The organism is Pseudomonas sp. NBRC 111131, from assembly GCF_001320525.1.
GTDB classification, from domain to species: domain Bacteria; phylum Pseudomonadota; class Gammaproteobacteria; order Pseudomonadales; family Pseudomonadaceae; genus Aquipseudomonas; species Aquipseudomonas ceruminis.
Genome location: NZ_BCBH01000016.1, coordinates 85846 through 109001, shown reverse-complemented (window position 1 = coordinate 109001; position 23156 = coordinate 85846). Strand labels below are relative to the sequence as shown.

22 protein-coding genes are annotated in these 23156 nt (G+C 63.7%); 11 read left to right on the top strand and 11 right to left on the bottom strand.

The features are described from left to right. Positions 1-38 precede the first annotated feature (38 nt). Positions 39-1130, top strand: a complete 1092-nt coding sequence (gene xenA, locus APH34_RS16170) for a xenobiotic reductase XenA (RefSeq protein WP_054902031.1) — start codon at positions 39-41, stop codon at positions 1128-1130. A 72-nt stretch (positions 1131-1202) separates the two neighbouring features. Here xenA and APH34_RS16165 read toward each other — a convergent pair whose 3' ends face one another. The 5 genes from APH34_RS16165 to APH34_RS16145 all read right to left on the bottom strand — a co-directional run bounded on the left by APH34_RS16165 (position 1203) and on the right by APH34_RS16145 (position 7687). Continuing rightward, positions 1203-2453 carry an FAD-binding oxidoreductase gene (locus tag APH34_RS16165; protein WP_054902030.1) on the bottom strand — a complete coding sequence of 417 codons (1251 nt, stop codon included), beginning with the start codon at positions 2451-2453 and terminating at the stop codon, positions 1203-1205. A 3-nt stretch (positions 2454-2456) separates the two neighbouring features. Continuing rightward, positions 2457-4034 carry an aldehyde dehydrogenase (NADP(+)) gene (locus APH34_RS16160; protein ID WP_054902029.1) on the bottom strand — a complete coding sequence of 526 codons (1578 nt, stop codon included), beginning with the start codon at positions 4032-4034 and terminating at the stop codon, positions 2457-2459. 98 nt (positions 4035-4132) lie between these two features. Beyond that, positions 4133-5080: a dihydrodipicolinate synthase family protein gene (locus APH34_RS16155; RefSeq protein WP_054902028.1), complete on the bottom strand. Its 948-nt coding sequence runs from the start codon at positions 5078-5080 to the stop codon at positions 4133-4135. 41 nt (positions 5081-5121) lie between these two features. Further along, positions 5122-6048 carry a 4-hydroxyproline epimerase gene (locus tag APH34_RS16150; RefSeq protein ID WP_054902059.1) on the bottom strand — a complete coding sequence of 309 codons (927 nt, stop codon included), beginning with the start codon at positions 6046-6048 and terminating at the stop codon, positions 5122-5124. A gap of 22 nt (positions 6049-6070) precedes the next feature. Further along, positions 6071-7687 (bottom strand): APC family permease, encoded by a 1617-nt coding sequence (locus APH34_RS16145; RefSeq protein WP_054902027.1) that lies wholly within the window; start codon positions 7685-7687, stop codon positions 6071-6073. 317 nt (positions 7688-8004) lie between these two features. Here APH34_RS16145 and APH34_RS16140 point away from each other — a divergent pair, with 317 nt between their 5' ends. Next, complete coding sequence (locus tag APH34_RS16140) at positions 8005-8787, top strand: AraC family transcriptional regulator (RefSeq protein ID WP_054902026.1); 783 nt, start codon at positions 8005-8007, stop codon at positions 8785-8787. Here APH34_RS16140 and APH34_RS16135 read toward each other — a convergent pair. Further along, positions 8775-9662 (bottom strand): LysR family transcriptional regulator, encoded by an 888-nt coding sequence (locus APH34_RS16135; protein ID WP_054902025.1) that lies wholly within the window; start codon positions 9660-9662, stop codon positions 8775-8777. The two genes, APH34_RS16140 and APH34_RS16135, sit on opposite strands and share 13 nt — an antisense overlap. A gap of 139 nt (positions 9663-9801) precedes the next feature. Between APH34_RS16135 and moaB the strand changes: the two genes are divergently transcribed. Then, positions 9802-10341 (top strand): molybdenum cofactor biosynthesis protein B, encoded by a 540-nt coding sequence (gene moaB, locus APH34_RS16130; protein ID WP_054902024.1) that lies wholly within the window; start codon positions 9802-9804, stop codon positions 10339-10341. Between the two features lie 23 nt (positions 10342-10364). Here moaB and APH34_RS16125 read toward each other — a convergent pair whose 3' ends face one another. Together APH34_RS16125 and moaA are read right to left on the bottom strand one after the other, a co-directional pair. Further along, the gene (locus tag APH34_RS16125; RefSeq protein WP_054902023.1) at positions 10365-11264 is read right to left on the bottom strand and encodes a bestrophin family protein; all 900 of its coding nucleotides are present in this window, start codon (positions 11262-11264) and stop codon (positions 10365-10367) included. A 20-nt stretch (positions 11265-11284) separates the two neighbouring features. Next, positions 11285-12289, bottom strand: coding sequence for a GTP 3',8-cyclase MoaA (moaA, locus tag APH34_RS16120; RefSeq protein ID WP_054902022.1), 1005 nt, complete (start codon positions 12287-12289; stop codon positions 11285-11287). Between the two features lie 247 nt (positions 12290-12536). On the opposite strand from moaA, the gene APH34_RS16115 reads away from it, so the two are divergent. Next, complete coding sequence (locus APH34_RS16115) at positions 12537-14867, top strand: FdhF/YdeP family oxidoreductase (protein WP_054902021.1); 2331 nt, start codon at positions 12537-12539, stop codon at positions 14865-14867. 20 nt (positions 14868-14887) lie between these two features. Here APH34_RS16115 and APH34_RS16110 read toward each other — a convergent pair whose 3' ends face one another. Then, the gene (locus tag APH34_RS16110) at positions 14888-15349 is read right to left on the bottom strand and encodes an Lrp/AsnC family transcriptional regulator (protein WP_054902058.1); all 462 of its coding nucleotides are present in this window, start codon (positions 15347-15349) and stop codon (positions 14888-14890) included. Positions 15350-15469: 120 nt separating this feature from the next. Here APH34_RS16110 and APH34_RS16105 point away from each other — a divergent pair, with 120 nt between their 5' ends. After that, complete coding sequence (locus tag APH34_RS16105) at positions 15470-16654, top strand: PLP-dependent aspartate aminotransferase family protein (RefSeq protein WP_054902057.1); 1185 nt, start codon at positions 15470-15472, stop codon at positions 16652-16654. A 121-nt stretch (positions 16655-16775) separates the two neighbouring features. Here APH34_RS16105 and APH34_RS16100 read toward each other — a convergent pair whose 3' ends face one another. After that, positions 16776-17012, bottom strand: a complete 237-nt coding sequence (locus APH34_RS16100; RefSeq protein WP_054902020.1) for a YdcH family protein — start codon at positions 17010-17012, stop codon at positions 16776-16778. 116 nt (positions 17013-17128) lie between these two features. Here APH34_RS16100 and APH34_RS16095 point away from each other — a divergent pair, with 116 nt between their 5' ends. The 5 genes from APH34_RS16095 to APH34_RS16075 all read left to right on the top strand — a co-directional run bounded on the left by APH34_RS16095 (position 17129) and on the right by APH34_RS16075 (position 21832). After that, positions 17129-17494, top strand: coding sequence for a 5-carboxymethyl-2-hydroxymuconate Delta-isomerase (locus APH34_RS16095; RefSeq protein WP_054902019.1), 366 nt, complete (start codon positions 17129-17131; stop codon positions 17492-17494). Positions 17495-17659: 165 nt separating this feature from the next. After that, positions 17660-19297 carry a phosphoethanolamine transferase gene (locus tag APH34_RS16090; RefSeq protein WP_054902056.1) on the top strand — a complete coding sequence of 546 codons (1638 nt, stop codon included), beginning with the start codon at positions 17660-17662 and terminating at the stop codon, positions 19295-19297. Positions 19298-19398: 101 nt separating this feature from the next. Further along, complete coding sequence (gene rnd, locus APH34_RS16085; RefSeq protein WP_054902018.1) at positions 19399-20532, top strand: ribonuclease D; 1134 nt, start codon at positions 19399-19401, stop codon at positions 20530-20532. Next, positions 20529-20822, top strand: a complete 294-nt coding sequence (locus APH34_RS16080) for a YcgL domain-containing protein (protein ID WP_054902017.1) — start codon at positions 20529-20531, stop codon at positions 20820-20822. Before rnd ends, APH34_RS16080 begins: the two co-directional genes overlap by 4 nt. A gap of 77 nt (positions 20823-20899) precedes the next feature. Then, entirely contained in the window at positions 20900-21832 is a 933-nt protein-coding gene (locus APH34_RS16075; RefSeq protein WP_054902055.1) for a D-2-hydroxyacid dehydrogenase, read from the top strand. Positions 21833-21896: 64 nt separating this feature from the next. On the opposite strand, the gene APH34_RS16070 is transcribed toward APH34_RS16075, so the two are convergent. Next, positions 21897-22490 carry a nitroreductase family protein gene (locus tag APH34_RS16070; RefSeq protein WP_054902016.1) on the bottom strand — a complete coding sequence of 198 codons (594 nt, stop codon included), beginning with the start codon at positions 22488-22490 and terminating at the stop codon, positions 21897-21899. Between the two features lie 214 nt (positions 22491-22704). Here APH34_RS16070 and APH34_RS16065 point away from each other — a divergent pair, with 214 nt between their 5' ends. After that, positions 22705-23154, top strand: coding sequence for a YcgN family cysteine cluster protein (locus tag APH34_RS16065; protein ID WP_054902015.1), 450 nt, complete (start codon positions 22705-22707; stop codon positions 23152-23154). Positions 23155-23156: the final 2 nt, after the last annotated feature.

Genomic DNA, 23156 nt, shown 5'->3' with positions numbered 1-23156 from the left:
GATCGAACTATCGTATTCAGATGAACCGGAGTCTTTCCATGTCCGCACTGTTCCAACCCTATACCCTCAAGGACGTCACCCTGCGCAACCGCATCGCCATTCCGCCGATGTGCCAGTACATGGCCGAGGACGGCATGATCAACGACTGGCACCATGTGCACCTGGCCGGTCTGGCCCGTGGCGGGGCCGGTTTGGTGGTGGTCGAAGCCACCGCAGTATCGCCTGAAGGGCGGATCACCCCGGGTTGTGCCGGGATCTGGAGTGATGCCCATGCCCAGGCCTTCGTGCCGGTGGTGCAGGCGATCAAGGCCGCAGGTTCGGTGCCAGGCATCCAGATTGCCCACGCCGGGCGCAAGGCCAGCGCCAATCGCCCGTGGGAGGGGGACGACCACATTGCCGCCGACGACGCCCGTGGCTGGGAAACCATCGCCCCGTCGGCCATCGCCTTTGGTGCTCACTTGCCCAAAGTGCCGCGTGAAATGACGCTGGACGACATCGCCCGGGTCAAGCAGGATTTCGTCGACGCCGCCCGCCGTGCGCGTGATGCCGGCTTCGAATGGATCGAGCTGCACTTCGCCCATGGTTACCTGGGGCAAAGCTTCTTCTCTGAACATTCCAACCAGCGCACCGACGCCTACGGTGGCAACGTTGAGAATCGCAGCCGCTTCCTGCTGGAAACCCTGGCGGCCGTACGCGAGGTCTGGCCGGAAAACCTGCCGCTGACCGCGCGTTTCGGGGTGCTGGAATACGACGGTCGCGACGAGCAGACCCTGGAAGAATCCATCGAGCTGGCGCGTCGCTTCAAGGCGGGTGGCCTGGACTTGCTGAGTGTCAGCGTAGGCTTCACCATCCCCGACACCAATATCCCGTGGGGCCCAGCCTTCATGGGGCCGATCGCCGAACGCGTGCGCCGCGAAGCGGACCTGCCCGTGACCTCGGCATGGGGCTTTGGTACGCCGCAGTTGGCGGAAGGGGCACTGCAGGCCAACCAGCTCGATTTGGTATCGGTGGGGCGCGCCCATCTGGCCGACCCGCACTGGGCCTATTTCGCTGCCAAGGAGCTGGGCGTGGATAAAGCGTCCTGGACCTTGCCCGCACCGTATGCGCACTGGCTTGAGCGTTACCGCTGAGGGTGATCCCTGGTGCCAACCATGGTGCACTTGCTCTGGGCATCGCCTTGAGGGCCGCACAGCGGCCCTGTTTCAAAATCGGTCCAGCCGATAGGCCTTCACCTCGGCACCAGGTTCCCGCTCAGCCAACCGCCCCAGCCATTGCGCCGTCACCGCCGCCTGGGTCAACCCCAAGTGCTGATGCCCGAACGCAAGCAGCACCCGCCCATCGCACACCCGATCGATGACCGGCAATGAATCGGGCAGTGAAGGCCGCAGGCCCATCCACGGGGTTGCGCCCTCGGCATCCAGGTCCCGCTGGAACAAACCCTTGCTCAAACGGTGCAACTGCCAAGCGCGCTGCATGCTTGGCGGTGCATCGAGCCCGGCGAACTCCACGGTGCCGGCCAGGCGCAAACCGTCGGCCATCGGTGTCATGATGAACTTGCGCTCCAGCGACGTGACGGCAAACGGCAGGCGCTGGCTTTCCCCCGGCAACATCAGGTGATAACCACGTTCGGTGTCCAGCGGTACGCGTTTGCCGGTAAGGGCCTGGGTCAGGTGCGCAGAGTGGGCGCCGCAGCTGATCAGCACCTGGCGCGCGTGGAACGTGCCCTGGTCGCTGCTCAACGTGACGCCTTGGCCATGCAGATGTCCCCCGTTGACCTGTGCCTGGACGAAGCGTACGCCGTTGGCCTGGGCTGCCTCGAACAGTTCGCAGACCACCCGATATGGGTCCAGAAAGTGCCCAGTACGCGGGAAGAACAGCCCACCCCGGATCGACGGGCTCAATTGCGCTGCTGCAGCGCTGACACTGGCAGCCGACCAGAACTCCACCGGCACCCCCTGCTGCTGCATGCGTGTTTGCAAAGCGTGCAACGCCTGGTGCGATTCAGGCCGCTCGAACACCAGCAGCGAGCCATCTTCCTTGAACAGGTCACTGCGCCCGATCGAGCCGAGCAAGCGCTGCCATGCACCCAGGCTGCCTTCGTTGAGCGCGCGGATGCCGGCCACGCTGCGCCGCAATGGCGCCGGCCGCAAGTTGAGCAGTAGCCGGGTAAACCAGGGCAACGCCTTGGGCAGGTACTTCCAGTCCAGGCGCAGCGGGCCCATCGGGTCGAGCAGCATGCGCGGCAGGCGCTTGAGGATCGTCAGGTCAGCAATTGGGAACACCTGCTCGGTGGCCAGGTGCCCGGCATTGCCGTAGGAGGCACCGTGGCCGGGTTGCTGGCGGTCGATCAGCAGCACCCGGCGGCCTTGGCGTGCCAGCTGCAGGGCGCAGGCGACGCCGACGATGCCGGCGCCAACCACGGCGATATCGCTATCAGTAGACACAGCGACCATGGCTCAGCGTTCCCGCCTGCCGTCGAGCAAACGTTGCAGGTGCAACGGGTTGCCATGCTTCAACGCCTGCGGCAGCAAGGCATCGGGGAAGTCCTGGTAGCACACGGGGCGCAGGAAGCGCAGGATCGCCGCCGTGCCTACCGAGGTGCTGCGAGCATCGGATGTCGCCGGAAACGGCCCGCCGTGGACCATCGCATCGCACACTTGCACCCCAGTCGGCCAGCCGTTGACCAGGATGCGCCCGGCCTTGCGCTCAAGGGTGGGCAGCAGATTGCGTGCACTGTCGATATCGCCATCGTCCAGTTGCAGGGTAGCGGTCAATTGCCCTTCCAGGTGCTCGGCTACCTGGCGGACCTGCTCGTCGCTTTCGCAGGTGACCACCAGCGAAGCGGCGCCAAACACTTCAGCTTGTAGTGCAGGGTCGGCCAGGAATGCATCGGCCTGGGTGACGAACAGCTGCGCCTGGCATTGGTTAGGCCCTTGTTGCAGTTGGCCGCTGGCGGCGACCTGGGCGTTGGCGTTGTTGGCCAGGGCGCCAATACCGGCTTCATAAGCACTGAAAATGCCAGGGGTGAGCATGGTTTGCGCCGGCACTTGCCGTATGTGCTCGCTGGCAGCGGTGATGAAGCGCTGCAACGCTGGGCCTTGGCGGGCTATGACCAGGCCGGGGTTGGTGCAGAATTGGCCGGCGCCCTGGGTCAGCGACGCGACGAAGCCCTGCGCCAGGGCCTCTGCCCGCGCCTGCAAGGCCGCGTCGAACAGGAACACCGGGTTGATCGAGCTCATCTCGGCATAAACCGGTATCGGCTCCGGGCGAGCCTGGGCAGCCTGGCACAGCGCAAGGCCGCCGCTGCGCGAACCAGTAAAGCCAACGGCCTTGATGCGCGGGTCGCTGACCAGGGCAATGCCCACTTCGCGGCCCGCGCCATACAGCAGCGAGAATACGCCCTCCGGCAGGCCGCACAACATCACGGCCCGGGCCACTGCCTGGCCGACCAGCTCACTGGTACCGGGGTGTGCGCCATGGGCCTTGACCACCACCGGGCAGCCGGCTGCCAGGGCCGAGGCGGTGTCGCCACCCGCTACCGAAAAGGCCAGGGGGAAGTTACTGGCGCCAAACACTGCCACCGGGCCCAGTGCCACCTGGCGTTGGCGCAGATCGGCGCGGGGCAAGGGTTGGCGCTCGGGTTGGGCGTTGTCGACCCGTACATCAAGCCATTCGCCGCTGCGCACCACCCGGGCGAAGGTCCGCAATTGGCCACAGGTACGGCCACGTTCACCTTGGATGCGCGCCTTGGGCAATCCGCTCTCGGCCACGGCGCGGTCGATCAGCACCTCGCCCAGTGCTTCGATCTGTTCGGCGATGGTTTCGAGAAATGCAGCGCGTTGTTCAAGCGAGGTTTCGCGGTAGCTGTCGAACGCGGCCCAGGCCAGTGTGCAGGCCTGGGCCACGTGTTCGCCGGTGGCTCCGGCGTAAGCGGGCTCAAGGGCCAGGTTGGTGGCCGGGTTGATGGCGTGGATCGCTTCGCGGCTGCCGGTTACGGCATGCTGGCCGATCAGCAGGTTGCCTGTCAGGGTCATGGTACGTCCTCTGGAATTGAAGTCGGTATCAAGGGGCGCCGCTGCGCCTTTAGGGGCGGGTGTAGCCGCCCTACAGGCGCAGCGGCGCGTCCTTGCAATCAGGTCAGGTTCTGTTCGGCGGACCAGCTGGCGTACCAGGTGCGGAACAGCGCGTACTGCTGCTCGGCGTAGTGACGTTGGGCCTCGGTGAGTGCGTCGGTCTCGTTGAAGTGCAGGGTGTATTCGCTGTCGCCGTTGAGCACCATCAGGTGCTTGTAATACAGCACCAGGTCGCAACCTTCATCGAACGACGACAGCACTGCCAGCGCCGCCTCCAGCTCACGCGCCAGGCGCCGCGCCCTGGCATCGCCCTTGGCGGCCTGTTTGCTCAGGCTTACCAGTTGCAGCACTTCACGCGGCAGGGCGTTGCCGATGCCGGTGATGGCACCGGTGGCGTTGCAATTGACGAAGCCATGCACCACCTGGGTATCGACGCCGACCATCAAGGTCACGTCGTCGTCCTTGGAGGTGATGTGTTCGGCGGCGTAGCGCAGGTCGGCAGCGCCGCCGAACTCCTTGAAACCGATCAGGTTGGGGTACTCGCGGCGCAGTTCGAAGAACAGGTCGGCGCGGGTGGCGAAGCCATAGTAGGGGCTGTTGTAGATCACCGCTGGCAGCTTGGGTGCGGCCTGCAGGATCGCGGCAAAGTGGTGCTTCTGGGCAATCAGCGAGGCGCCGCGCGACAGCACGCGGGGGATGACCATCAGGCCCGCGGCACCGACCTTGGCCGCATGGGCAGCATGGGCCACGGCCTCACGGGTATTCACTGCCCCGGTGCCGACGATGGTTGGGATGCCCGCGGCCACCAGACGCGCCACGCCTTCCTGGCGCTCGGCCTCGGTCAGCAGCGGCCAGTCGCCCATCGACCCGCAGTACACCACGGCGCTCATGCCGGCCTCGATCAGTTGCTGGCCCTTGCGCACCAGGGCATCGAAGTCCGGTTTACGCTCGGCGGTGCAGGGGGTCATCAGGGCAGGCATGCAGCCGGTGAAGATGTTGTCGCTCATGGGTGTCACTCCTTGCTGTGTTCAGTAGAGAAAAGGCCGGGTCAGATGCCCCAGGCGAACGGGTCCTGCTCGTCGATCAGCAGGGTGCTGTCGGCGGTCATGTAGGCGCGGCCGGTGATGAACGGGCGGATATGCTCGCCTTCACGCAGGTAGCGGCCATGGAACTGGCTGCCGGTGATGCTGGCCTGGATCCAGGTCTGGCCCTCGCCGAGCTTGCCGTCGGCGGCTAGACAGGCCAGCTTGGCGCTGGTGCCGGTGCCGCAGGGCGAGCGGTCATAGGCCTTGCCCGGGCACATGACGAAGTTGCGGCTGTCGGCCTCGGGGTCATCGGCAAACAGCTCGACATGGTCGATCAGCGCGCCGTTTTCACCGGTGATGCCTTGGGCTTCAAGGGCCTTGAGCATCGCCCAGGTGTATTCGGTAAGGGCCTCGCGGTTATCCAGCTCGATGCGTTGGCCGTGTTCGGACACCAGGAAGAACCAGTTGCCCCCCCAGGCGATGTCGCCGTGCACCACGCCATGGCCCGGCACCTCGACGGCCACCTGCTGGCGGTAGCGGTAGGCCGGTACATTGCCGACAGTGACCGCGCCGTCTGCATGCAGGGTGGCAGTTACTGGGCCGACCGGGGTATCGATCCTGTGCTCGCCCGGCTCGATCAAGCCCAGGTGCTGCAGCGAGGCGACCAAGCCGATGGTGCCGTGACCGCACATGTTCAAGTAGCCGGCATTGTTGAAGAAGATCACCCCGCAGGTGGCGCCTTCAGACACCGGCGCGCAGTACAGGGCGCCCACCAGCACATCGTTGCCGCGTGGCTCCAGCAGGCAGGCGCGGCGCCATGGGTCGTGCAGCTCGCGCAGTTCGTCGCGCTGCTCGGCCATGCTGCGGCCATGCAGCTGTGGGAAGCCTTTGATCACCAGACGGGTCGGTTCACCGCCGGTATGCGAGTCGATGACGTGTACGTGTTTCATGGGCATGTCCATTCCAGAGGGGTCAGGAGGCGATGGCGGCAGGGTGCTGGCCACTGTAGGGGGCGCCGGTGGCTTCGCTTTCGTCCTCACCCTCCAGCCGCACCAGGTGGGCAGGCACGCCGGTGGCGGCACCCCAGTAGTAAATGCACAGGGCGCAGACGGCGACGGCGACGGTGTCGAACGGGTGGCCGATGACACCCAGGCCGCCGAAGCTGCCAAGCCAGGAGAGCAGGATGGTGACGGCGTAGAAACCGATCAGCCAGGCGCAGGAGCGCACTTGCTGGGCCAGCGACAGGTGCTGGGTTGGTACGAAACGGCCGCACAGCAGGTACAGCACGAACATCACGATCTGCAGGGCCAGCAGCCACGACACGGTATTCCAGCCGGACCAGTACACGATCAGTGCGGCGATGATGAAGGACAGTGGGCCAAGCACGCCCATGCCCTTGACCCGGAACGGGCGTGGCATGTCGGGTGCATTGCGGCGCAGGGCGGCGACGGTGACCGGAGCCACGGCGTAGCTGAGCACCAGGGCCGCCGACACCACGTTGATCAGTGCCTCCCAGGAAGGGAAGGGCAGGGTCCAGAACACCGCCAGGCCGAAGGTCAACCACAGCGCCGGGCGGGGGATGCCGGACTGCTCATCGATGCGGGTGAAATACCTGAAGAAGGTGCCGGTCTGCGCCCAGCCGTAGACCACGCGCGGGGTGGCGTTCATGTAGATGTTGCCGCAGCCGCTGGGCGAGATCACGGCATCGGCCACTACCAGGTAGGCCAGCCAGCCCACCCCCAGCGCCAGGGCGATGTCACGGTAGGGCAGGGCCAGTTCCTGGGTCACTGCGGCCCAGCCGTTGGTCAGCATGTGGGTCGGTACGCTGCCGAGGAAGGCCAGTTGCAACAGGGCGTAGATGGCGGTGGACAACAGCACCGAGAGGATCAGCGCGATGGGGATGGTGCGCTGCGGGTTCTTCACTTCGCTGGCCACCGAAATGATCGGCGTCAGCCCCAGGTAGGCGAAAATGATACCGCCGGCCGACACGGCCATTTCCACGCCGGACATCCCGAACGGGGCGAAGCCGTGGACTTCGAAGTTCTCCGGTTTGAAGAACGTGAACAGCACGCCGATCACCAGCAACGGCACGATGAACTTGAACACGCTGACCAGGTTGTTGGCCTTGGCGAAGGTCTTGACGCTGCGATAGTTGAGCAGGAAGAACAGCCCCAGCAGGGCGAACTGCACCAGCCAGCCGAGCACCGTCGGGTCGCTGGACCCGGTCTTGGTCAGTGCTGGAAACCAGGCGGCGGCGTACTGGCGCGAGGCAACCACTTCGATGGCGATCAGGCTGGAAAAGGCGATCAGCGTGATGAAGCCCATCAGGTAGCCAAGCAGCGGGCCGTGAGAGTACACCGGGTAGCGCACCACACCACCGGCGCGCGGCAGGGCGGCGCCGAGTTCGCAATAGACGATACCCAGCAACAGCACGGCAAAACCGCCGAGAAACCAGGAAAGGATACCGGCCGGGCCGGCGATAGCCGAGACATGGCTGGCGGCGAACAGCCAGCCGGAGCCGAAGATGGCACCAAGGCCGATGAAGGTGAGGTCGAGCAATGACAGCTGTTTCTTGAATTTGCCTGACATGGGGGAGCGCCTTTTTGTAGGTTTTGGATAGGCAGGTCTGATGTCACGAGGTGCGGCTTTCTGGGCCGCGCTCTTGTAGGTCCTGGGCGGCTTGCGTGGGGCATAGAGTGGACCGATCAGGGCGGCGGTTCTTGATGGTTTTCTGCAGGGGGAATGACGAAATCGGCACAGTTGCAGAAAAGCACTGGCGGCGAGGTGGCTTTGCTGGATAGGCTGAAGGCCGCACTGCGCAAGGGCTGCAGCTGTTCGACGGCAGTCACGGCGCGTTCGCCGAGTTACCCGTTAAAGCGCCAGCGGCTTCAACCAAGAGAATCGAGATGACACCAGACCCCCTGGCAACCCTGTATCAGTCCCTCGATCAGCAGCGCCCCGCCACCCTCGAGGCGCTGCTGGCCGGCGTAGCCCTGCTGCTGCCGATCCTCGACGCCATCCCCAACGCCGCGATCTTCATCAAGGACCCCGACGCTCGCTATGTGCTGGCCAACACCACGCTGGTCCAACGCTGTGGCCTCAAGCGCCTGCAGCCGTTGCTGGGCAAGACCAGCGCCGAGGTGTTCCCTGCGCAATTGGGCCCCGGCTACACCGAGCAGGACCGCCGCGTGCTCAAGGATGGGCTGGTGCTGGAAGACCAGCTGGAACTGCACCTGTACGGCAGCCGCGAACCAGGCTGGTGCCTGACGCACAAGCGCCCGTTGTACAACCCGGCAGGCCAGATCATCGGTCTGGTGGGGATCTCCGTCGACGTGCAGTCAGCCGCCGACACCCATCCCGCCTACCAGCGCCTGGCCGCAGTGGACGAACATATTCGTCGGCACTTTCATCAGCCCATCAGCATGGGGGAATTGACCCGTATCGCCGGGATCTCCGTGGCGCAACTTGAGCGCTACTGCAAACGGGTGTTCCACCTCACGCCACGGCAAATGATCCACAAGGCCCGCCTGGAGCAGGCCCATCGGCTATTGCATTCGGAGCTGCCCATCACCGAGGTCGCGCTGCGGTGCGGCTACACCGACCACAGCGCGTTCAGCCGGCAGTTCAAGCAGTTGACCGGCTTCACACCCAGGCAGTATCGCCAGGCGACAGCCGATCAGTCGGCTTGAAACAGCGTGCGTGCCTCGGCGAAGCACTGTTCGGCAAGCGCCGAGCGTGGCTCGCTGCGGCGCAGCAGCAGGCCGACCGGGCTGTGGATGCTGGCGTCGGTGATGGGGAGGATGCGCATGTGGTCGCTCAAGTCCTCCAGCCCGCAATCCAGTGGCATGATCGCGCAGCACACGCCGGTGTTGATGGCCTGGATCAGCTGGAAGGTCGAATCGCTCTCCAGTACGGCGTTAGGCTCCAGGCTGCGGCTGCGGAAGCTCAAGTCCAGCGACTGACGGTAGTGCATCCCTTTGCTCAGCAAACCCAAGGGGAGGCTGCCGAGGTCTTCCCAGCGCAAGCTGTCGGCGGTGAACTGAAAGTGGCGGGTATCATGCAGCAGGCCCATGGTGGTGGTGCCCAGCTCGATGACTTCGAAGAAGCTGGCGTTGACCTGGTCCAGGTAACAGATGCCCAGGTCGAGCTGGTTGCGGCTCAAGCCGTCCATGATCTGCTCGGTGCTGTGCGAGCTCAGTTGAAACTGCAGTTCGGGGTATTTTTCGCGCAGCGGCAGCAGCAGATGCATGGGGTTGAAGCTGGCCAGTGGCACAGTGCCCAGGCGTAGGCTGCCGACCACCTGGCCACGGCAGCTGGCGGCCTCGGCCTGTAGGCCGTCGTGGGCGGCGAGCAGGGTGCGGGCCCAGGCCAGGATGCGTTCGCCGGCTTCGGTGAAGCCTTCAAAGCGCTGGCCGCGTTTGACCAGCACCAGGTCCAGTTCGTCCTCCAGGTTGCGTAGGCGCATCGACAGGGTCGGTTGGGTAATATGGCACAGCGCCGCCGCCTGGCCGAAATGGCGGGTCTGGTCGAGGGCGATGAGGAACTTGAGCTGCTTGATGTCCATGGGCGTGCCTGGGGTCTGGTTGTGCTGACCTTAACCAAGTCTGCGATAGATGTCATTGATCGGTCGGTATGCGATATCGATTGGACGCTGGGTAGTTGCCCCTCTAGCGTTGCGACAATGCCCTACAAGGAGCTTCATTGTGCGTGTTCAACCCGACGCGGTCTTCGTACCGCTCAATATCGCTGTGCTGACGGTCAGCGATACCCGAACTTACGATAACGACACGTCCGGCGAACTGCTCGCCAGCCGTTCGGTGCAGATCGGCCATCGACTGGTGGCGCGTGAGCTGCTCAAGGATGACCTGTACAAGATCCGCGCCCAGGTCGCTACGTGGATTGCCGATGACCAGGTGCAGGTGGTGCTGATCACCGGCGGCACGGGCTTTACCGGCCGCGACAGTACACCGGAGGCGGTGCAGTGTCTGTTCGACAGGCAGATCGATGGCTTTGGCGAACTGTTTCGCGCGCTGTCGATTCTCGATATCGGGTCCTCGACCGTACAAAGCCGGGCGCTGGCCGGCATGGCCAATGGTACCTTGGTGTGCTGCCTGCCGGGCTCTACCGGCGCCTGCCGTACCGCGTGGGAAGGCATCCTGGCGGAACAGCTCGATGCGCGGCACCGGCCGTGCAATTTCGTCAAGCATCTGAAGCCCATCGCAGCCTGCGAAAGCCGAGGCTGAGCTGCGCCGGCAGCCATCGAGCGTCAGCGCAACACATAATCCACCGGCAATAAGGCCGGTGGCAGCGGCTCAACCCCCAAGGCCCCCAGCACATCCCGCTCGATGGTGCGCACCATGGCATCGGTCGGCAGGTCGTTCTCGTCCCGCCCGAACGGGTCCTCCAGCTCATTGCCAATGGCATCCAGGCCGAAGAACGTGTAACCGACGATGGTGGTGAACAGCGGCGCCAGCCAGCCCAGCGGCTCGGCCAGGGCGAAGGGCAGCAGCAGGCAGAAGATGTAGATGGTGCGGTGCAGCAGCAACGTATAGGGGAACGGCAAGGGGGTGCCCTTGATCCGTTCGCAGGTTGCCTGCACTTCCGACAGGCCGACCAGGCGCTGTTCCAACAGGCTGTAGCGCCAGTCGCTGATCTGCTGCTGTTCGGCGAGCCGTGAGCACTGTGCGCCGATCTCACGCAGGAGGGTGTCGCAGACATTGTGCGGGCGGATGGCAGCGGTGTTGCTCAGCCAGGGCCTTGCGGCAGCCACGTCATCCTCACCGCGCAGCCGCGCATTCAAAGCATGGGAGAAGCCACACAGGTTGCGCAGCAACTCGGCGCGCAGCTTTTCATCGGCGATCACCACGCTTTCGCGTATGAACGAGCGGGTCTCGATGATCATCTTGCCCCACGCCTTGCGCCCCTCCCACCAGCGGTCGTAGCAGGCGTTGTTGCGAAAGCTCATGAAAATCGACAGCGATAGGCCGAGCAAGGTGAAGGGCGTTGCGCTGACCGGGTAGAAAAATGCCGGGAAGTGGCGCTCGATCAGCACGATCAGGGCGGCCAGCAAGGTGACCATCAGGCAGCGCAAGGCAATGCGTTTGAGGATCGAACCTTTGAGAGTGAACAGCACACGCAGCACATCGGGGTTGGGGTGGACGATCATGGAAATCCAAAGGCAGCCGGTCAGCCGCCGGTCATGTTCATGAAACGCAGAATCTGCACATCGCCGCCCACTTCGAAGTGATGGCGATAGGGCTTGAGGTGCAGTGACGCACGAATGGCTTTCTCCAGCCGTGCGGCGTCGCCCGGATGGGCGCGCAGCACTTGCTTGAGGTCCATCGAATGCTCGTTGCCCAGGCACAGCAGTAGCCGGCCTTCAACGGTCAGCCGCACGCGGTTGCAGGTGGCGCAGAAGTTGTGGCTGTGCGGCGAGATGAACCCGACACGGGTGTGCGGCGCTTGGGCAAGGCGCCAGTAGCGCGCCGGCCCTTGGGACGATTCGGCCGACTCGACCAGGGTGAAGTGTTCGCCAAGGCGCGCGCGCACCTCATCACTGGAGCAGAAGGACTCGCCGCGTTCATGCTCGCTGATGACACCCAGCGGCATTTCTTCGATGAAGGTGATGTCCAGCTCACGGTCGATGGCGAAGCGCACCAGGTCGGCCAGTTCATGGTCGTTGCGGCCCTTGAGCACCACGCAATTGAGCTTGGTGCGCTGGAAGCCGGCGCGGCGGGCGGCATCGATGCCAGCGATCACCTGGTGCAGGTCGCCGGTGCGGGTCAGTTGCTTGAAGCGCTCGGCATCGAGGCTGTCCAGGCTGATGTTCAGGCGAGAAACACCCGCGTCGAACAGCGGCTGGGCCAGGCGGCCAAGTTGCGAGCCGTTGCTGGTCATGCACAGCTCGCGCAGGCCGGGCAGGGCGGCGATACGCCGGCACAGATCGACGATGCCCTGGCGCACCAAGGGCTCGCCGCCGGTGAGGCGTATCTTGCGGGTGCCCAGCGCGACAAAGCGTTCGGCTACCTGGAACAGCTCTTCGAGGCTGAGGATCTGCTGGCGCGGCAGGAACTGCATGTCTTCGGCCATGCAATACACGCAGCGGAAGTCGCAACGGTCCGTGACCGACATCCGCAGGTAGTCGATCTTGCGATTGAAGCCGTCGATCAGGGCCCGGCTGTTCTGTTCCACGTTCGCGCTCGGCTGGGGGAGGGGTACTAAGTCCAAGCTATAACCTGCGGTGACCCCCGTCAAATTGCTTTGCCCGACTGTTTCATCAATCTCCTCTATCACGGTTACAAGGCCCCTGATCGAAACGGCCTATCACCCTGTAAGACATATCGATTGGACGCCCATGCACCCGCCTCAATAGGCTGAAAAGAAGCACCGGACGACATGCTCCGCTGCACCTTTTCAATGCCGCGTGAGGATCGACCCCATGAGCCAGGACGAACACATCAGGGACTACAAAGGCCCCGCCGCCGGCTGGGGCGCGCTCAAGAGCGTGACCAAGAGCTGGTTGGGCAGCGACAACGCCTTCAAGAACCTGCGCGCCATGCTCAAGACCAACCAGAACGGCGGCTTCGACTGCCCTGGCTGCGCCTGGGGCGAATCGCCGGAAAGCGACATGGTCAAGTTCTGCGAGAACGGCGCCAAGGCGGTCAACTGGGAGGCCACGGGCCGTTCGGTCGACCCGGCATTCTTTGCCAAGTACAGCGTCAGCGCCCTGGCTGAGCAGACCGACTACTGGCTTGAGTACCAAGGCCGCCTTACCCACCCGATGCGTTACGACGCGGCCACGGACCATTATGTGCAAACCTCCTGGGAAGAGGCTTTTGCCCTGGTCGCCAAGCACCTGCGGGCGCTCGATTCAGCCGATCAGGCCGAGTTCTACACCTCCGGCCGTGCCAGCAACGAGGCGGCGTTCCTCTACCAGCTGTTCGTGCGTGCTTACGGCACCAACAATTTCCCCGATTGCTCGAACATGTGTCACGAGGCCAGCGGTGTGGGCATGTCGCAAACCTTGGGGGTGGGCAAGGGCACTGTGGTGTTCCACGACCTGGAACTGGCCGACGCAATCTTCGTGATCGGCCAGAACCCTGGAACCAACCACCCGCGCATGCTCGAACCGCTGCGTGAGGCGGTCAAGCGCGGCGCCCAGGTGGTGTGCTTCAACCCGCTCAAGGAGCGCGGCCTGGAGCGCTTCCAGCATCCGCAGCACCCGTTCGAGATGCTCAGCAACGGCTCCGAGCCGACCAACACCGCTTACTTTCGCCCGGCCCTGGGCGGTGACATGGCGGCCATGCGCGGTATTGCCAAGTACCTGTTGCAATGGGAACGCGAAGCCCAGGCCAAGGGTGAGCCTGCGGTGTTCGACCACGCCTTCATCCAGGCGCACACCAGCGGCGTCGATGACTACCTGGCGGCGGTGGATGCCACGTCGTGGGAGCACATCGTCGAGCAGTCTGGCTTGAACCTGGCCGAGATCGAACTGGCTGCGCGTATGTACCGCAAGGCCGAACGGGTGATCATGTGCTGGGCCATGGGGGTGACCCAGCACCGCCACTCGGTGCCGACCGTGCAGGAAATCGTCAACCTGCAGCTGCTGCGCGGCAACGTCGGCAAGCCCGGTGCTGGCCTGTCGCCGGTGCGTGGCCACAGTAACGTGCAGGGCGACCGCACCATGGGCATCGACGAGAAGCCCAAGGCGGCGTTGCTCGATGCGCTGGAAAAACGCTTCCACTTCCGCGTGCCCCGCGCCCACGGGCATAACGCCGTGCTGGCGATCAAGGCCATGGAGGAGGGGCGGGCCAAAGTGTTCATCGCGCTTGGCGGCAACTTCGCCCAGGCCACGCCAGACACCCCGCGCACCCATGCGGCCCTGCGCAACTGCGCGCTGACCGTGCAGATTTCCACCAAGCTCAACCGCTCGCACCTGGTCACCGGCGGTGATGCGCTGATTCTGCCGTGCCTGGGGCGTACCGAGATTGACCTTCAGGCCACCGGCCCCCAGGGCGTGACGGTGGAAGACACCTTCAGCATGGTGCATATCTCCCATGGCCAACTGCGCCCGCGTTCGCCGCACCTGCGTTCGGAGCCCTGGATCATTGCCGGTATGGCCAAGGCCACCCTGGGCAATCAGCCAATCGACTGGGAATATGCCGTTGCTGACTACAGCCGCATACGCGCCATGATCGCCGACGTCATTCCCGGCTTTGCCGACTTCAACGAGCGTCTGCAGCACCCGGGTGGCTTCCACCTGGGCAACAGCGCGGCCGAGCGCAACTGGCGCACCACCACAGGCAAGGCACGCTTCAGTCCCAGCCCGTTGCCTGAGCACCTGGTCAACGCCCAGGTACTGGCCCGCGGCGACAAACCGGACCTGATCCTGCAGACGATGCGTTCGCACGACCAGTACAACACCACGCTGTACGGGCTCGACGATCGCTATCGCGGGGTGTTTGGCCTGCGTGAAGTGGTATTCGTCAGCGAGGCGGACATCCGTCGCCTGGGCTTCGAGCCGGGCGAGCAGGTGGACCTGGTGTCGCTGTGGGAGGATGGCGTGGAGCGACGCGTGTCGGGGTTCCGCCTGGTGCCCTATGACATTCCAGACGGGCAGGCGGCCGCCTACTATCCGGAAACCAACCCGCTGGTGCCGCTGGAAAGCTATGGCGAAGGAACCTACACGCCAACCTCCAAGTTCGTTGCCATTCGCCTGGAGAAGGCCAAGGCCGGTAACCGGATCGAGGCGGTGTTGGCAGCGGATTGACCGGTGCCCACCACCGCCGATCAGGTTCTGTGCACCGGGTACGCCGTGGTGTACTTCATCTGCTCCATGGCAAAGCTCGAGGTGATGTTGGAAAGCCCGTCGGTGCGGGTGATCAGCTTCTTGTAGAAGCGGTCGTAGGCTGCAATGTCACCCACCACCACCCGCAGCATGTAGTCCCAGTCGCCAGACATGCGATAGAACTCCATCACCTCCTCGAAGCCCTTGACTGTCGTGGCAAACTGCTCCAGCCAGGCGCTGTCGTGGCGCTGGGTCTTGAGCTGGACGAACACGGTCAGCCCAAGGCCCAGGCGTTCGGGGTCGAGCAGGGCGACGCGGCCGACGATGTAGCCGTCCTCCTCCAGGCGCTTGACCCGTTTCCAGCAGGGCGTAGTGGACAGGTTGACGGCTTCGGCCAGGTCCTTGAGCGAGATCGAGGCATCGCGCTGGAGCAGGGTGAGGATATGCTGGTCGAACGTGTCCATGACGAAGGCGCCGCGCAGAAAAATGTCCCACAGCCTACCCCAGGAGTAGAAAAAATTCCTGCAGCGGCCGGCACTATCACGGCCTGTGAGTGTGCGATAGTTGTGCACTTCCCTCTTTCACTGGGCCAGACCATGTCCGACAAGCCGCGCAATTTCGCCACCCGTACCATTCATGCTGGTCAGCAGTTCAGCGTGGCCGACAATGCGATCTTCCCGCCGATCTACACCGCCAGCTCGTATACCAAGCGCAGCCTCGACGACAACCCCGAATACGCCTACAGCCGCGTCGGCAACCCCACCCGGCATGCCTACGAAACCTGTGTCGCCGCCCTGGAGGAAGGCGTTGGCGCGGTGGCCTGTGCCTCGGGTGTCAACGCCACCGCCACGGTGCTGGAGTTGCTGCCCAAGGATGCCCACGTGGTGGTGATGAACGGTGTCTACGGTGGCACTTTCCGCATTCTTGAAGACTACCGCGGGCGCACTTCGGGCCTGACCACGACCTACGTCGACCTCAATGACCTGGCGGCAGTGGCGGCGGCCATCAGGCCGGAAACCCAACTGATCTGGATCGAGTCGCCGACCAACCCGTTGCTGCACCTGGTCGACATCAAGGCCGTCTGCGACCTGGCCCGGTCGCGCGGCATTCTCACCTGCATCGACAACACCTTCTGCTCACCCTGGAACCAGCGCCCGATCACCCTGGGCGTGGACCTGGTAATGCACTCGGCCAGCAAATACATCGGCGGCCACTCCGACCTCACCGGCGGCGTGGTGGTGGCCGCCAACGAGGCATTGCTGGCGCGTTTGCGCAAGATCAGCATGGCAGTGGGCGCAATCCAGGGCCCCTTCGACTGCTACCTGGCCTTGCGTGGCCTGAAGACCCTGGATGTACGCATGGAGCGCCAGTGCGCGAATGCGCTGCAGGTGGCGCGCTTTCTTGAAAGCCACCCACAGATCGAGCAGGTGTACTACCCCGGGCTGGAAAGCCACCCGCAGCATGACCTGTGCAAGCGCCAGATGCGCGCTGGCGGGGCCGTGGTGGCGATGAAGGTCAAGGGCGGCGACCGGGCGGCGCTCAATCGCTTGATCGAGGCCCTGCAGATCTTTGTCCTGGCTGATTCGTTGGGCGGCGTGGAGAGCATGATCAACCACTCCTGGAGCATGTCGCACAATTCGCTGAGCCCTGAGCAGAAGGGGGTGATGGGGATCAGTGAGGGCTTGCTGCGGCTGTCGATCGGGATCGAGGACTACCGTGACTTGATCGAGGACCTGGACGGGGCGTTGCAGGCTTCGGCGGCCGTGTAAAGGCGGTGGCCGCTTTGCGGGTCAACCCGTTCCTGCAGCGAGTGTGCTGCTTTGGCATGCACCGCAGCACCTGTGGGAGCGGGTTGCCCGCGAAGCGGACGATCGAGTCAGCAGAAACCCATCAGGATTTCGGCGGATGAATGATCCGTTCGATCTTGTCCTTGATCAGCAACCTCTCCTTGCGTAGGCGGTTGACGGTATCGTCGTTGGTACCATTGCCTTCGGCGGCGACCACCTCCTTGTCCTTGGCGTTGTATTCCTTGTGCAGCTTGTGAAGGTCCTGGTCCTTGTCTATCAGTGCCTGGAATGCATCAGCGGTAACGTGCAGGTCAGCGAGCAGATCGTGCGGAACTGGCATTTCTTCACCTCTGTCAGGGTTGTCGTTAAGGTCCTGACCTTTGAGGATAGCCGCCTTTGCGCGGCTGGGGGACTGGGGTAGGCTGTCGCATCTCCTCACCGCCTGGAACCCGCGCCATGCCGCACCTGAACCTGGAATACAGCGATAACCTGAAAACGCTCAATGTCGATGTGCTGCTGCTACGCCTGAACCACGCGCTGGTCGGCAGCGGCCAGTTTGCCGATGAGGCGGATATCAAAAGCCGTGCCCAGGCCTTCTCGCACTACCGCGTTGGCACCGCGCCCGGTGAGCGCGCGTTCGCCCATGTGCGCCTGGCTATCCTGAGCGGTCGCTCACCGGAGGTGAAAAAGCAGCTGTCCGCCAGCTTGCTGGAGGTGCTGCGCGAGGCCGCACCGGAGCAGGACGGCGTGGACATCCAGTTGTGTGTCGAAATACTCGATATGGACCGTGAGCCGTACGCCAAGCTTCGCCTGCCAGGCTGAATGGCGCCTGAATGAACTTCATTTAATGGATAAAAGACGCCGCTTCACGAATTTGTTGGCGTCTTTTTCACAAAAAATTGATGGTGTCCTTTCTAGAGTTCGGCCAACTTTCCCACGGTGCCTTCTGGCCGGGGGGTTGATAACCACTCTTGATTGCGAATGCCGATGCTCAACGTCAAATACCTGCGGACTGAATGGGTCACGCTGCTGGCCAGCCTGTACCTGCTGATTGGCTTCAATCTCTTTCTCTGGGAGCACCTGCAGCAGGTGGTACCCGCCGGTCTCTCTGGGCTCTGGCTGAGCCTGGCGTTTGCCGCGCTGATGTTTTTCGCGTTCAACATGGTATTGACCCTGTTTGCTTTCCGCTATGTTTTAAAACCCCTGCTGATCGTGTTGTTCATGAGTGGCGCAGGTGTCGCTTATTTCATGAACCAGTACGGTGTACTTATTGACGCCGGCATGTTCCGCAATATCGCCGAGACCAATGTCGCGGAAGTGCGCGACCTGCTGTCGCTGAAGTTTGCCGCTTATATACTGCTGCTCGGCGTATTGCCTTCAGTCGTGTTGTACAAGGCCCCGATCGCCTACCGTGTCTGGCACCGCGAACTGCTGGGCAAGCTGGTGGTCAGCGGTGCCTGTGTGGTGGCGCTGGGGTCGGTGGCTCTGATCAACTACCAGGGGCTGTCATCGCTGTTTCGCAATCACCACGAACTGCGCCTGATGCTGACGCCCAGCAATATCGTCGGTGCGTCCATCGGTTATGTCAGTGAGCGTATCGGTACCGCGGCCAGGCCGTTTCAGAGTTATGGCACCGATGCGCGCCGTGATGCCGCCTGGCAGCACCATGAGCGCAAATCGTTGACCGTGCTGGTGGTCGGTGAAAGTGCGCGGGCAGACCATTTCAGCGTGCTCGGCTATGACCGTGAAACCACGCCCAAGCTCGCCAAAGAACAAGGGCTGCTGGCATTCGCCGATGTGCGTTCCTGCGGGACTGAAACGGCGGTATCGGTGCCGTGCATGTTCTCGGGCATGACGCGCAAGGAATACGATGCCCGGGTGGCGAAGAACCGTGAAGGGCTGTTGGACATCCTCCAGCGCGCGGGCCTGGCCGTGCAGTGGCGCGATAACCAGTCAGGGTGCAAGGGCACCTGTGACCGCGTGCAGTTCATCGATGTCAGCAACCTCAAGGACCCCACCTTGTGCGCGGGTGGCGAATGCCATGACCAGATTCTGCTGCAGGGCCTGGGTGAACTGATCGACAACCTCGACAAGGACACCGTGCTGGTCCTGCACCAGATGGGCAGCCATGGCCCCGAGTACTTCAAGCGCTACCCCGAGGGCGGCGACCGGTTTACCCCGGTGTGCCACAGCAACGCGCTGAACCAGTGCAGCAAAGAGGAAATCATCAACGGCTATGACAACACCCTGGCCTACACTGACAACGTGCTGGCGTCGTTGATCGACACCCTGCGCAGCAAGCAGGACAAGGTCGACACGGCGATGATCTACCTGTCCGACCATGGTGAATCGCTGGGTGAATACAACCTGTTCCTGCACGGTACCCCCTATGCGATCGCACCAGACCAGCAAAAACACATACCGCTGCTGACCTGGTTCTCGGACAGCTACAAAGAGGACTTCGGCCTGGACACCGACTGCCTGGCCAAACTCAGCGATGCACCGCTGTCGCAAGACAACCTGTTCCACTCGATGCTCGGCCTGCTGCAGGTGCGCACCGAGGTCTACCAGCAGTCGCTGGACATGTTCGCCAGCTGCCGGCCGTGGCTGGCGGCCAAGCGCTGATCCTGCGGCGCATGCCGTTCATCAATTGCAAGGATGGCGCAGGTTTCACCCGCAGTGCCCGCGCCGTATATACTGCGCGCCAATGTTAGTGGGAGAGCCTCGTGGCCATCGAAATACACTGGATCCGTGACGACCAGACCCTGGCCGAACACTGCCAAAGCTGGCACGAACTGCCCTTCGTAGCGCTCGACACCGAATTCATGCGGGTCGATACCTTTTACCCGAAAGCCGGCCTGATCCAGGTCGGCGACGGCCAGCGGGCCTACCTGATCGACCCGCTGCTGATCGGCAACTGGCAGCCGCTGGGCGAGCTGCTGGAAAACCCGGCCGTGGTCAAGGTGCTGCATGCCTGTAGCGAAGACCTGGAGGTGCTGCTGCGTCTGACGGGTAAGCTGCCGCAGCCGCTGTTCGATACGCAACTGGCCGGTGGCTACCTGAACCTGGGCTTCTCCATGGGCTATTCACGCCTGGTGCAGGAGGTGCTGGGCATCGAGTTGCCCAAAGGCGAGACCCGCTCCGACTGGTTGCAGCGCCCGCTGTCGGAAACCCAGATCAGCTACGCCGCCGAAGATGCCGTGCACTTGGCCGAACTGTTCTCGGCCCTGCGCCCCCGCCTGTCCGATGACAAGTACGCCTGGGTGCTGGAAGACGGTGCCGAACTGGTTGCTGCCTTGCGCCGTGAGGTCGACCCCCAGGCCCTGTACCGCGACGTCAAGCTGGCCTGGAAGCTGGGCCGCCAGCAACTGGCCGTGCTGCGCGAGCTGTGCGCCTGGCGCGAGCGCGAAGCGCGCAGCCGTGACGTGCCGCGCAACCGCATCCTCAAGGAGCACTCGCTGTGGCCCATGGCCAAGACCCAGCCCGACAACCTGTCGGCGCTGGCCAAGGTCGAAGAAATGCACCCGCGTACCATCCGCCAGGACGGCGCGCTCCTGATCGAGCTGATCAAGCGTGCAGCCAGCCTGCCGCCTGAGCAATGGCCGGCGACCCTGCCCGAGCCTCTGCCAATCGAAGCCGCCGGCATCCTCAAGCGCCTGCGCGCCATCGGCCAGGCCGAAGGCGAGCGCCTGGGCATCGCCCCCGAGCTGATGCTGCGCAAGAAAACCCTGGAAGCCCTGCTCAAGAGCGGCTACCCCAATGGCCCCTATCAACTGCCTGATTCGCTGCGCGGCTGGCGCCGTGAGCGGATGGGCCAGGCCCTGCTGGACGACCTGGCGGGCGCCGGAGAAACCCGATGAAACGTATTTGCTCGATCTACAAGAGCCCCCGCAAGAACGAAATGTACCTCTACGTGCTCAAGGCCGAGGGCCTGGAGCGCGTGCCCGAGGCCCTGCTGCCATTCTTCGGTACGCCTGTGCATGCCTTCGACCTGGTGCTGACCCCCGAGCGCAAGCTGGCCCGCGAAGACATCGTCAAGGTGCTGGAGAACCTCGAAAACCAGGGCTACCACTTGCAGATGCCGCCGGCTGAAGAAGAGTACATCGAGCACCTGCCCGAAGAGCTGCTGCGCCGCAACGACCCGGTCTGACCCCGGCCCGCTCCCTCACCTACCCAGGAGGCCCGCGCGCCGGGCCTCCTTCGTTGTTTGCCAAGGTTGTCACTTTGATGCGCGTTCTGATCGCTGAGCAGGATCATGCCACCTATGCCCGTCTGCTGCGTGAAGCAGCGCCTGAACTGGAAGTCCTGACCAGCGGCGACTCTGCCGAACTGGCCTCCCAGGCCCCCCGATGCGAAGTGTGGCTGGGCCAGCCAGACCTGCTGGCAAGCTTGCTGCGCCAAGGCCACAAGCCCGAATGGGTGCAATCTACCTGGGCCGGCATCACGCCGCTGTTGGCCGAGGGGTTACCTCGTGATTACCGCCTGACCCGTGCGGTCGGCATTTTTGGCCAGGTGATGGCCGAGTACATGCTCACCTACATGCTCGGCCACGAGCGTGAAGTACTGTCGCGCCTGGTGAGCCAGGTGGAACGCCGCTGGGACGATCGACCCGGGCGTTCGCTTGAAGGGCGCAAGGTGCTGATCGTGGGCACCGGTGATATCGGCCAACGCGTGGCCGAATTCCTCGTGCCGTTTGGCGTGACTGTGTACGGCGTGGCCAGCAGTGCGCGTGAGCAAGCGCCGTTCGTCGAAGTTGCAGGGCTGGCAGAGCTGCCGCGCCTGGTCGCGCAGGTGGACTACGTAATTAACCTGCTGCCGGATACGCCGGCAACCCATGATTTATATGATGCGGCACTGTTCAAGTGCTTCCGGCCCAGCGCCCTGTTCATCAATGCAGGGCGCGGTGTTGCGGTGGTCGATGCCGACCTGGTCGAGGCGTTGAAGGAGGGGCACCTGGCGGGCGCGGTGATCGATGTGTGCAGGCAGGAGCCGTTGCCGCAGCGGCATCCGTTCTGGACGGCATGGGGGCTGCTGTTGACTGGGCACAGTTCGGCGCCCACCTCGCCGGCGGCGATGGTGCGGTTGTTTGTCGAGAATACAGGGGCGTATGCGGCGGGGCAGGGGCTGCGCGGGGAAGTGGACTTTGCCCGGGGGTACTAGCCGCAAGCTGCAAGCCGCAGGCTGAACGCGGCTCCTGCCACCCAGCTTGCAGCTTGCATCTGTTTCAGAGGCTGAAATCACCCTCAGCCGCCAGTTCACTCAGTGGCCGGCGCGGGCTTGGCACTTCGCGGGCCTGCAGGGCTTCGGCCAGGCTGGCCTTGTCACCCAGTTTGCCGACCGCGATCATGGCATGCAGCTCGTAACCCTCGGGGACCTTGAGCTCGGTGCGCGCCAGCGCTTTGTCGAACCCAGCCATGCCATGGGTGTGCCAGCCGCTGATGCTGGCCTGCAAGGCCAGATGGCCCCAGGCGGAACCGGTGTCGAAGGTGTGCCACAACGCCGGGGTCTCTTCACTGGCGCCAGGGGCGGTGAACGTGGTCTTGGAAATGATCAGCACCAGGGCCGACGCCTGCTGTGCCCAGCTGCGGTTGAACGGCACCAGCAGGTTCAGGTAACGCTCCCAGTTTGGCGTATCGCGGCGAGCGTAGAGAAACCGCCACGGCTGCGAGTTGTAAGCCGACGGCGCCCAGCGCGCAGCTTCAAGGAAGCTCAGCAGGGTTTCTTCGCTGATTGGCTCGGCGGTGAACGCCCGGGGCGACCAGCGATTGATGAACTGTTCGTTGATGGCGTAATCGGCGATGCGAGGGGTGGCGCTCATGACTGCTCCTGCAACTGGAGGGGAAAGATCGCACGCTACTGCGTCCAGTCGGCACTGACAAGCGGTCTGGCATTGCCGAAGGCCAGGCTCTAGACTGGCGCCGCCATGGCGCCCAGCGACAAGATGCACGCTGCAAGCCACAAGAAAAGCCGTACCCGCCGCTGTTGCTTGCAGTTCGAAGTCTGCAGCGGGTTCAATGCAGGAAACCCGTGTGATGATCGCTGAAAGCGCGCCGTTCTGGCGGCGCAAGACCCTCGAACAACTCGACCCGCAAGAATGGGAGTCGCTGTGTGACGGCTGTGGCCTGTGCTGTCTGCAAAAGCTCGAGGACGAGGACGACAACAGCGTCTACTACACGCGTATCGCCTGCAAACTGCTGGACCTGAACACCTGCCAGTGCAGTGATTACCCCAATCGCTTCGCCCAGGTGCCCGACTGTATCCAGCTCACCCCCGGCAAGGCCGATCAGTTCAAGTGGCTGCCGAGCACCTGTGGTTACCGTCTGGTCAGCGAAGGCAAGGACCTGCCTGCCTGGCATCATCTGGTGTGTGGCGACCGCAAGCAGGTCCATGAACAGCGTATTTCCCAGTCGGGGCGTATGTTCAGTGAGCATGATGTTGATGAAGACGACTGGGAAGACCATCTGATTTTTCGCGCCAGCTGAGC

What these genes read in the sequence shown, in the direction of transcription:
- APH34_RS16080 (WP_054902017.1), top strand. Translation starts at nt 20,529, where the DNA reads ATGAAACGTATTTGCTCGATCTACAAGAGCCCCCGCAAGAACGAAATG.
- APH34_RS16070 (WP_054902016.1), bottom strand. Translation starts at nt 22,490, where the DNA reads ATGAGCGCCACCCCTCGCATCGCCGATTACGCCATCAACGAACAGTTC.
- APH34_RS16155 (WP_054902028.1), bottom strand. Translation starts at nt 5,080, where the DNA reads ATGAGCGACAACATCTTCACCGGCTGCATGCCTGCCCTGATGACCCCC.
- APH34_RS16110 (WP_054902058.1), bottom strand. Translation starts at nt 15,349, where the DNA reads ATGGACACGTTCGACCAGCATATCCTCACCCTGCTCCAGCGCGATGCC.
- xenA (WP_054902031.1), top strand. Translation starts at nt 39, where the DNA reads ATGTCCGCACTGTTCCAACCCTATACCCTCAAGGACGTCACCCTGCGC.
- APH34_RS16165 (WP_054902030.1), bottom strand. Translation starts at nt 2,453, where the DNA reads ATGGTCGCTGTGTCTACTGATAGCGATATCGCCGTGGTTGGCGCCGGC.
- APH34_RS16135 (WP_054902025.1), bottom strand. Translation starts at nt 9,662, where the DNA reads ATGGACATCAAGCAGCTCAAGTTCCTCATCGCCCTCGACCAGACCCGC.
- APH34_RS16145 (WP_054902027.1), bottom strand. Translation starts at nt 7,687, where the DNA reads ATGTCAGGCAAATTCAAGAAACAGCTGTCATTGCTCGACCTCACCTTC.
- APH34_RS16125 (WP_054902023.1), bottom strand. Translation starts at nt 11,264, where the DNA reads ATGATCGTCCACCCCAACCCCGATGTGCTGCGTGTGCTGTTCACTCTC.
- APH34_RS16065 (WP_054902015.1), top strand. Translation starts at nt 22,705, where the DNA reads ATGATCGCTGAAAGCGCGCCGTTCTGGCGGCGCAAGACCCTCGAACAA.
- APH34_RS16140 (WP_054902026.1), top strand. Translation starts at nt 8,005, where the DNA reads ATGACACCAGACCCCCTGGCAACCCTGTATCAGTCCCTCGATCAGCAG.
- APH34_RS16090 (WP_054902056.1), top strand. Translation starts at nt 17,660, where the DNA reads ATGCTCAACGTCAAATACCTGCGGACTGAATGGGTCACGCTGCTGGCC.
- APH34_RS16160 (WP_054902029.1), bottom strand. Translation starts at nt 4,034, where the DNA reads ATGACCCTGACAGGCAACCTGCTGATCGGCCAGCATGCCGTAACCGGC.
- APH34_RS16075 (WP_054902055.1), top strand. Translation starts at nt 20,900, where the DNA reads ATGCGCGTTCTGATCGCTGAGCAGGATCATGCCACCTATGCCCGTCTG.
- APH34_RS16100 (WP_054902020.1), bottom strand. Translation starts at nt 17,012, where the DNA reads ATGCCAGTTCCGCACGATCTGCTCGCTGACCTGCACGTTACCGCTGAT.
- APH34_RS16150 (WP_054902059.1), bottom strand. Translation starts at nt 6,048, where the DNA reads ATGAAACACGTACACGTCATCGACTCGCATACCGGCGGTGAACCGACC.
- APH34_RS16095 (WP_054902019.1), top strand. Translation starts at nt 17,129, where the DNA reads ATGCCGCACCTGAACCTGGAATACAGCGATAACCTGAAAACGCTCAAT.
- APH34_RS16115 (WP_054902021.1), top strand. Translation starts at nt 12,537, where the DNA reads ATGAGCCAGGACGAACACATCAGGGACTACAAAGGCCCCGCCGCCGGC.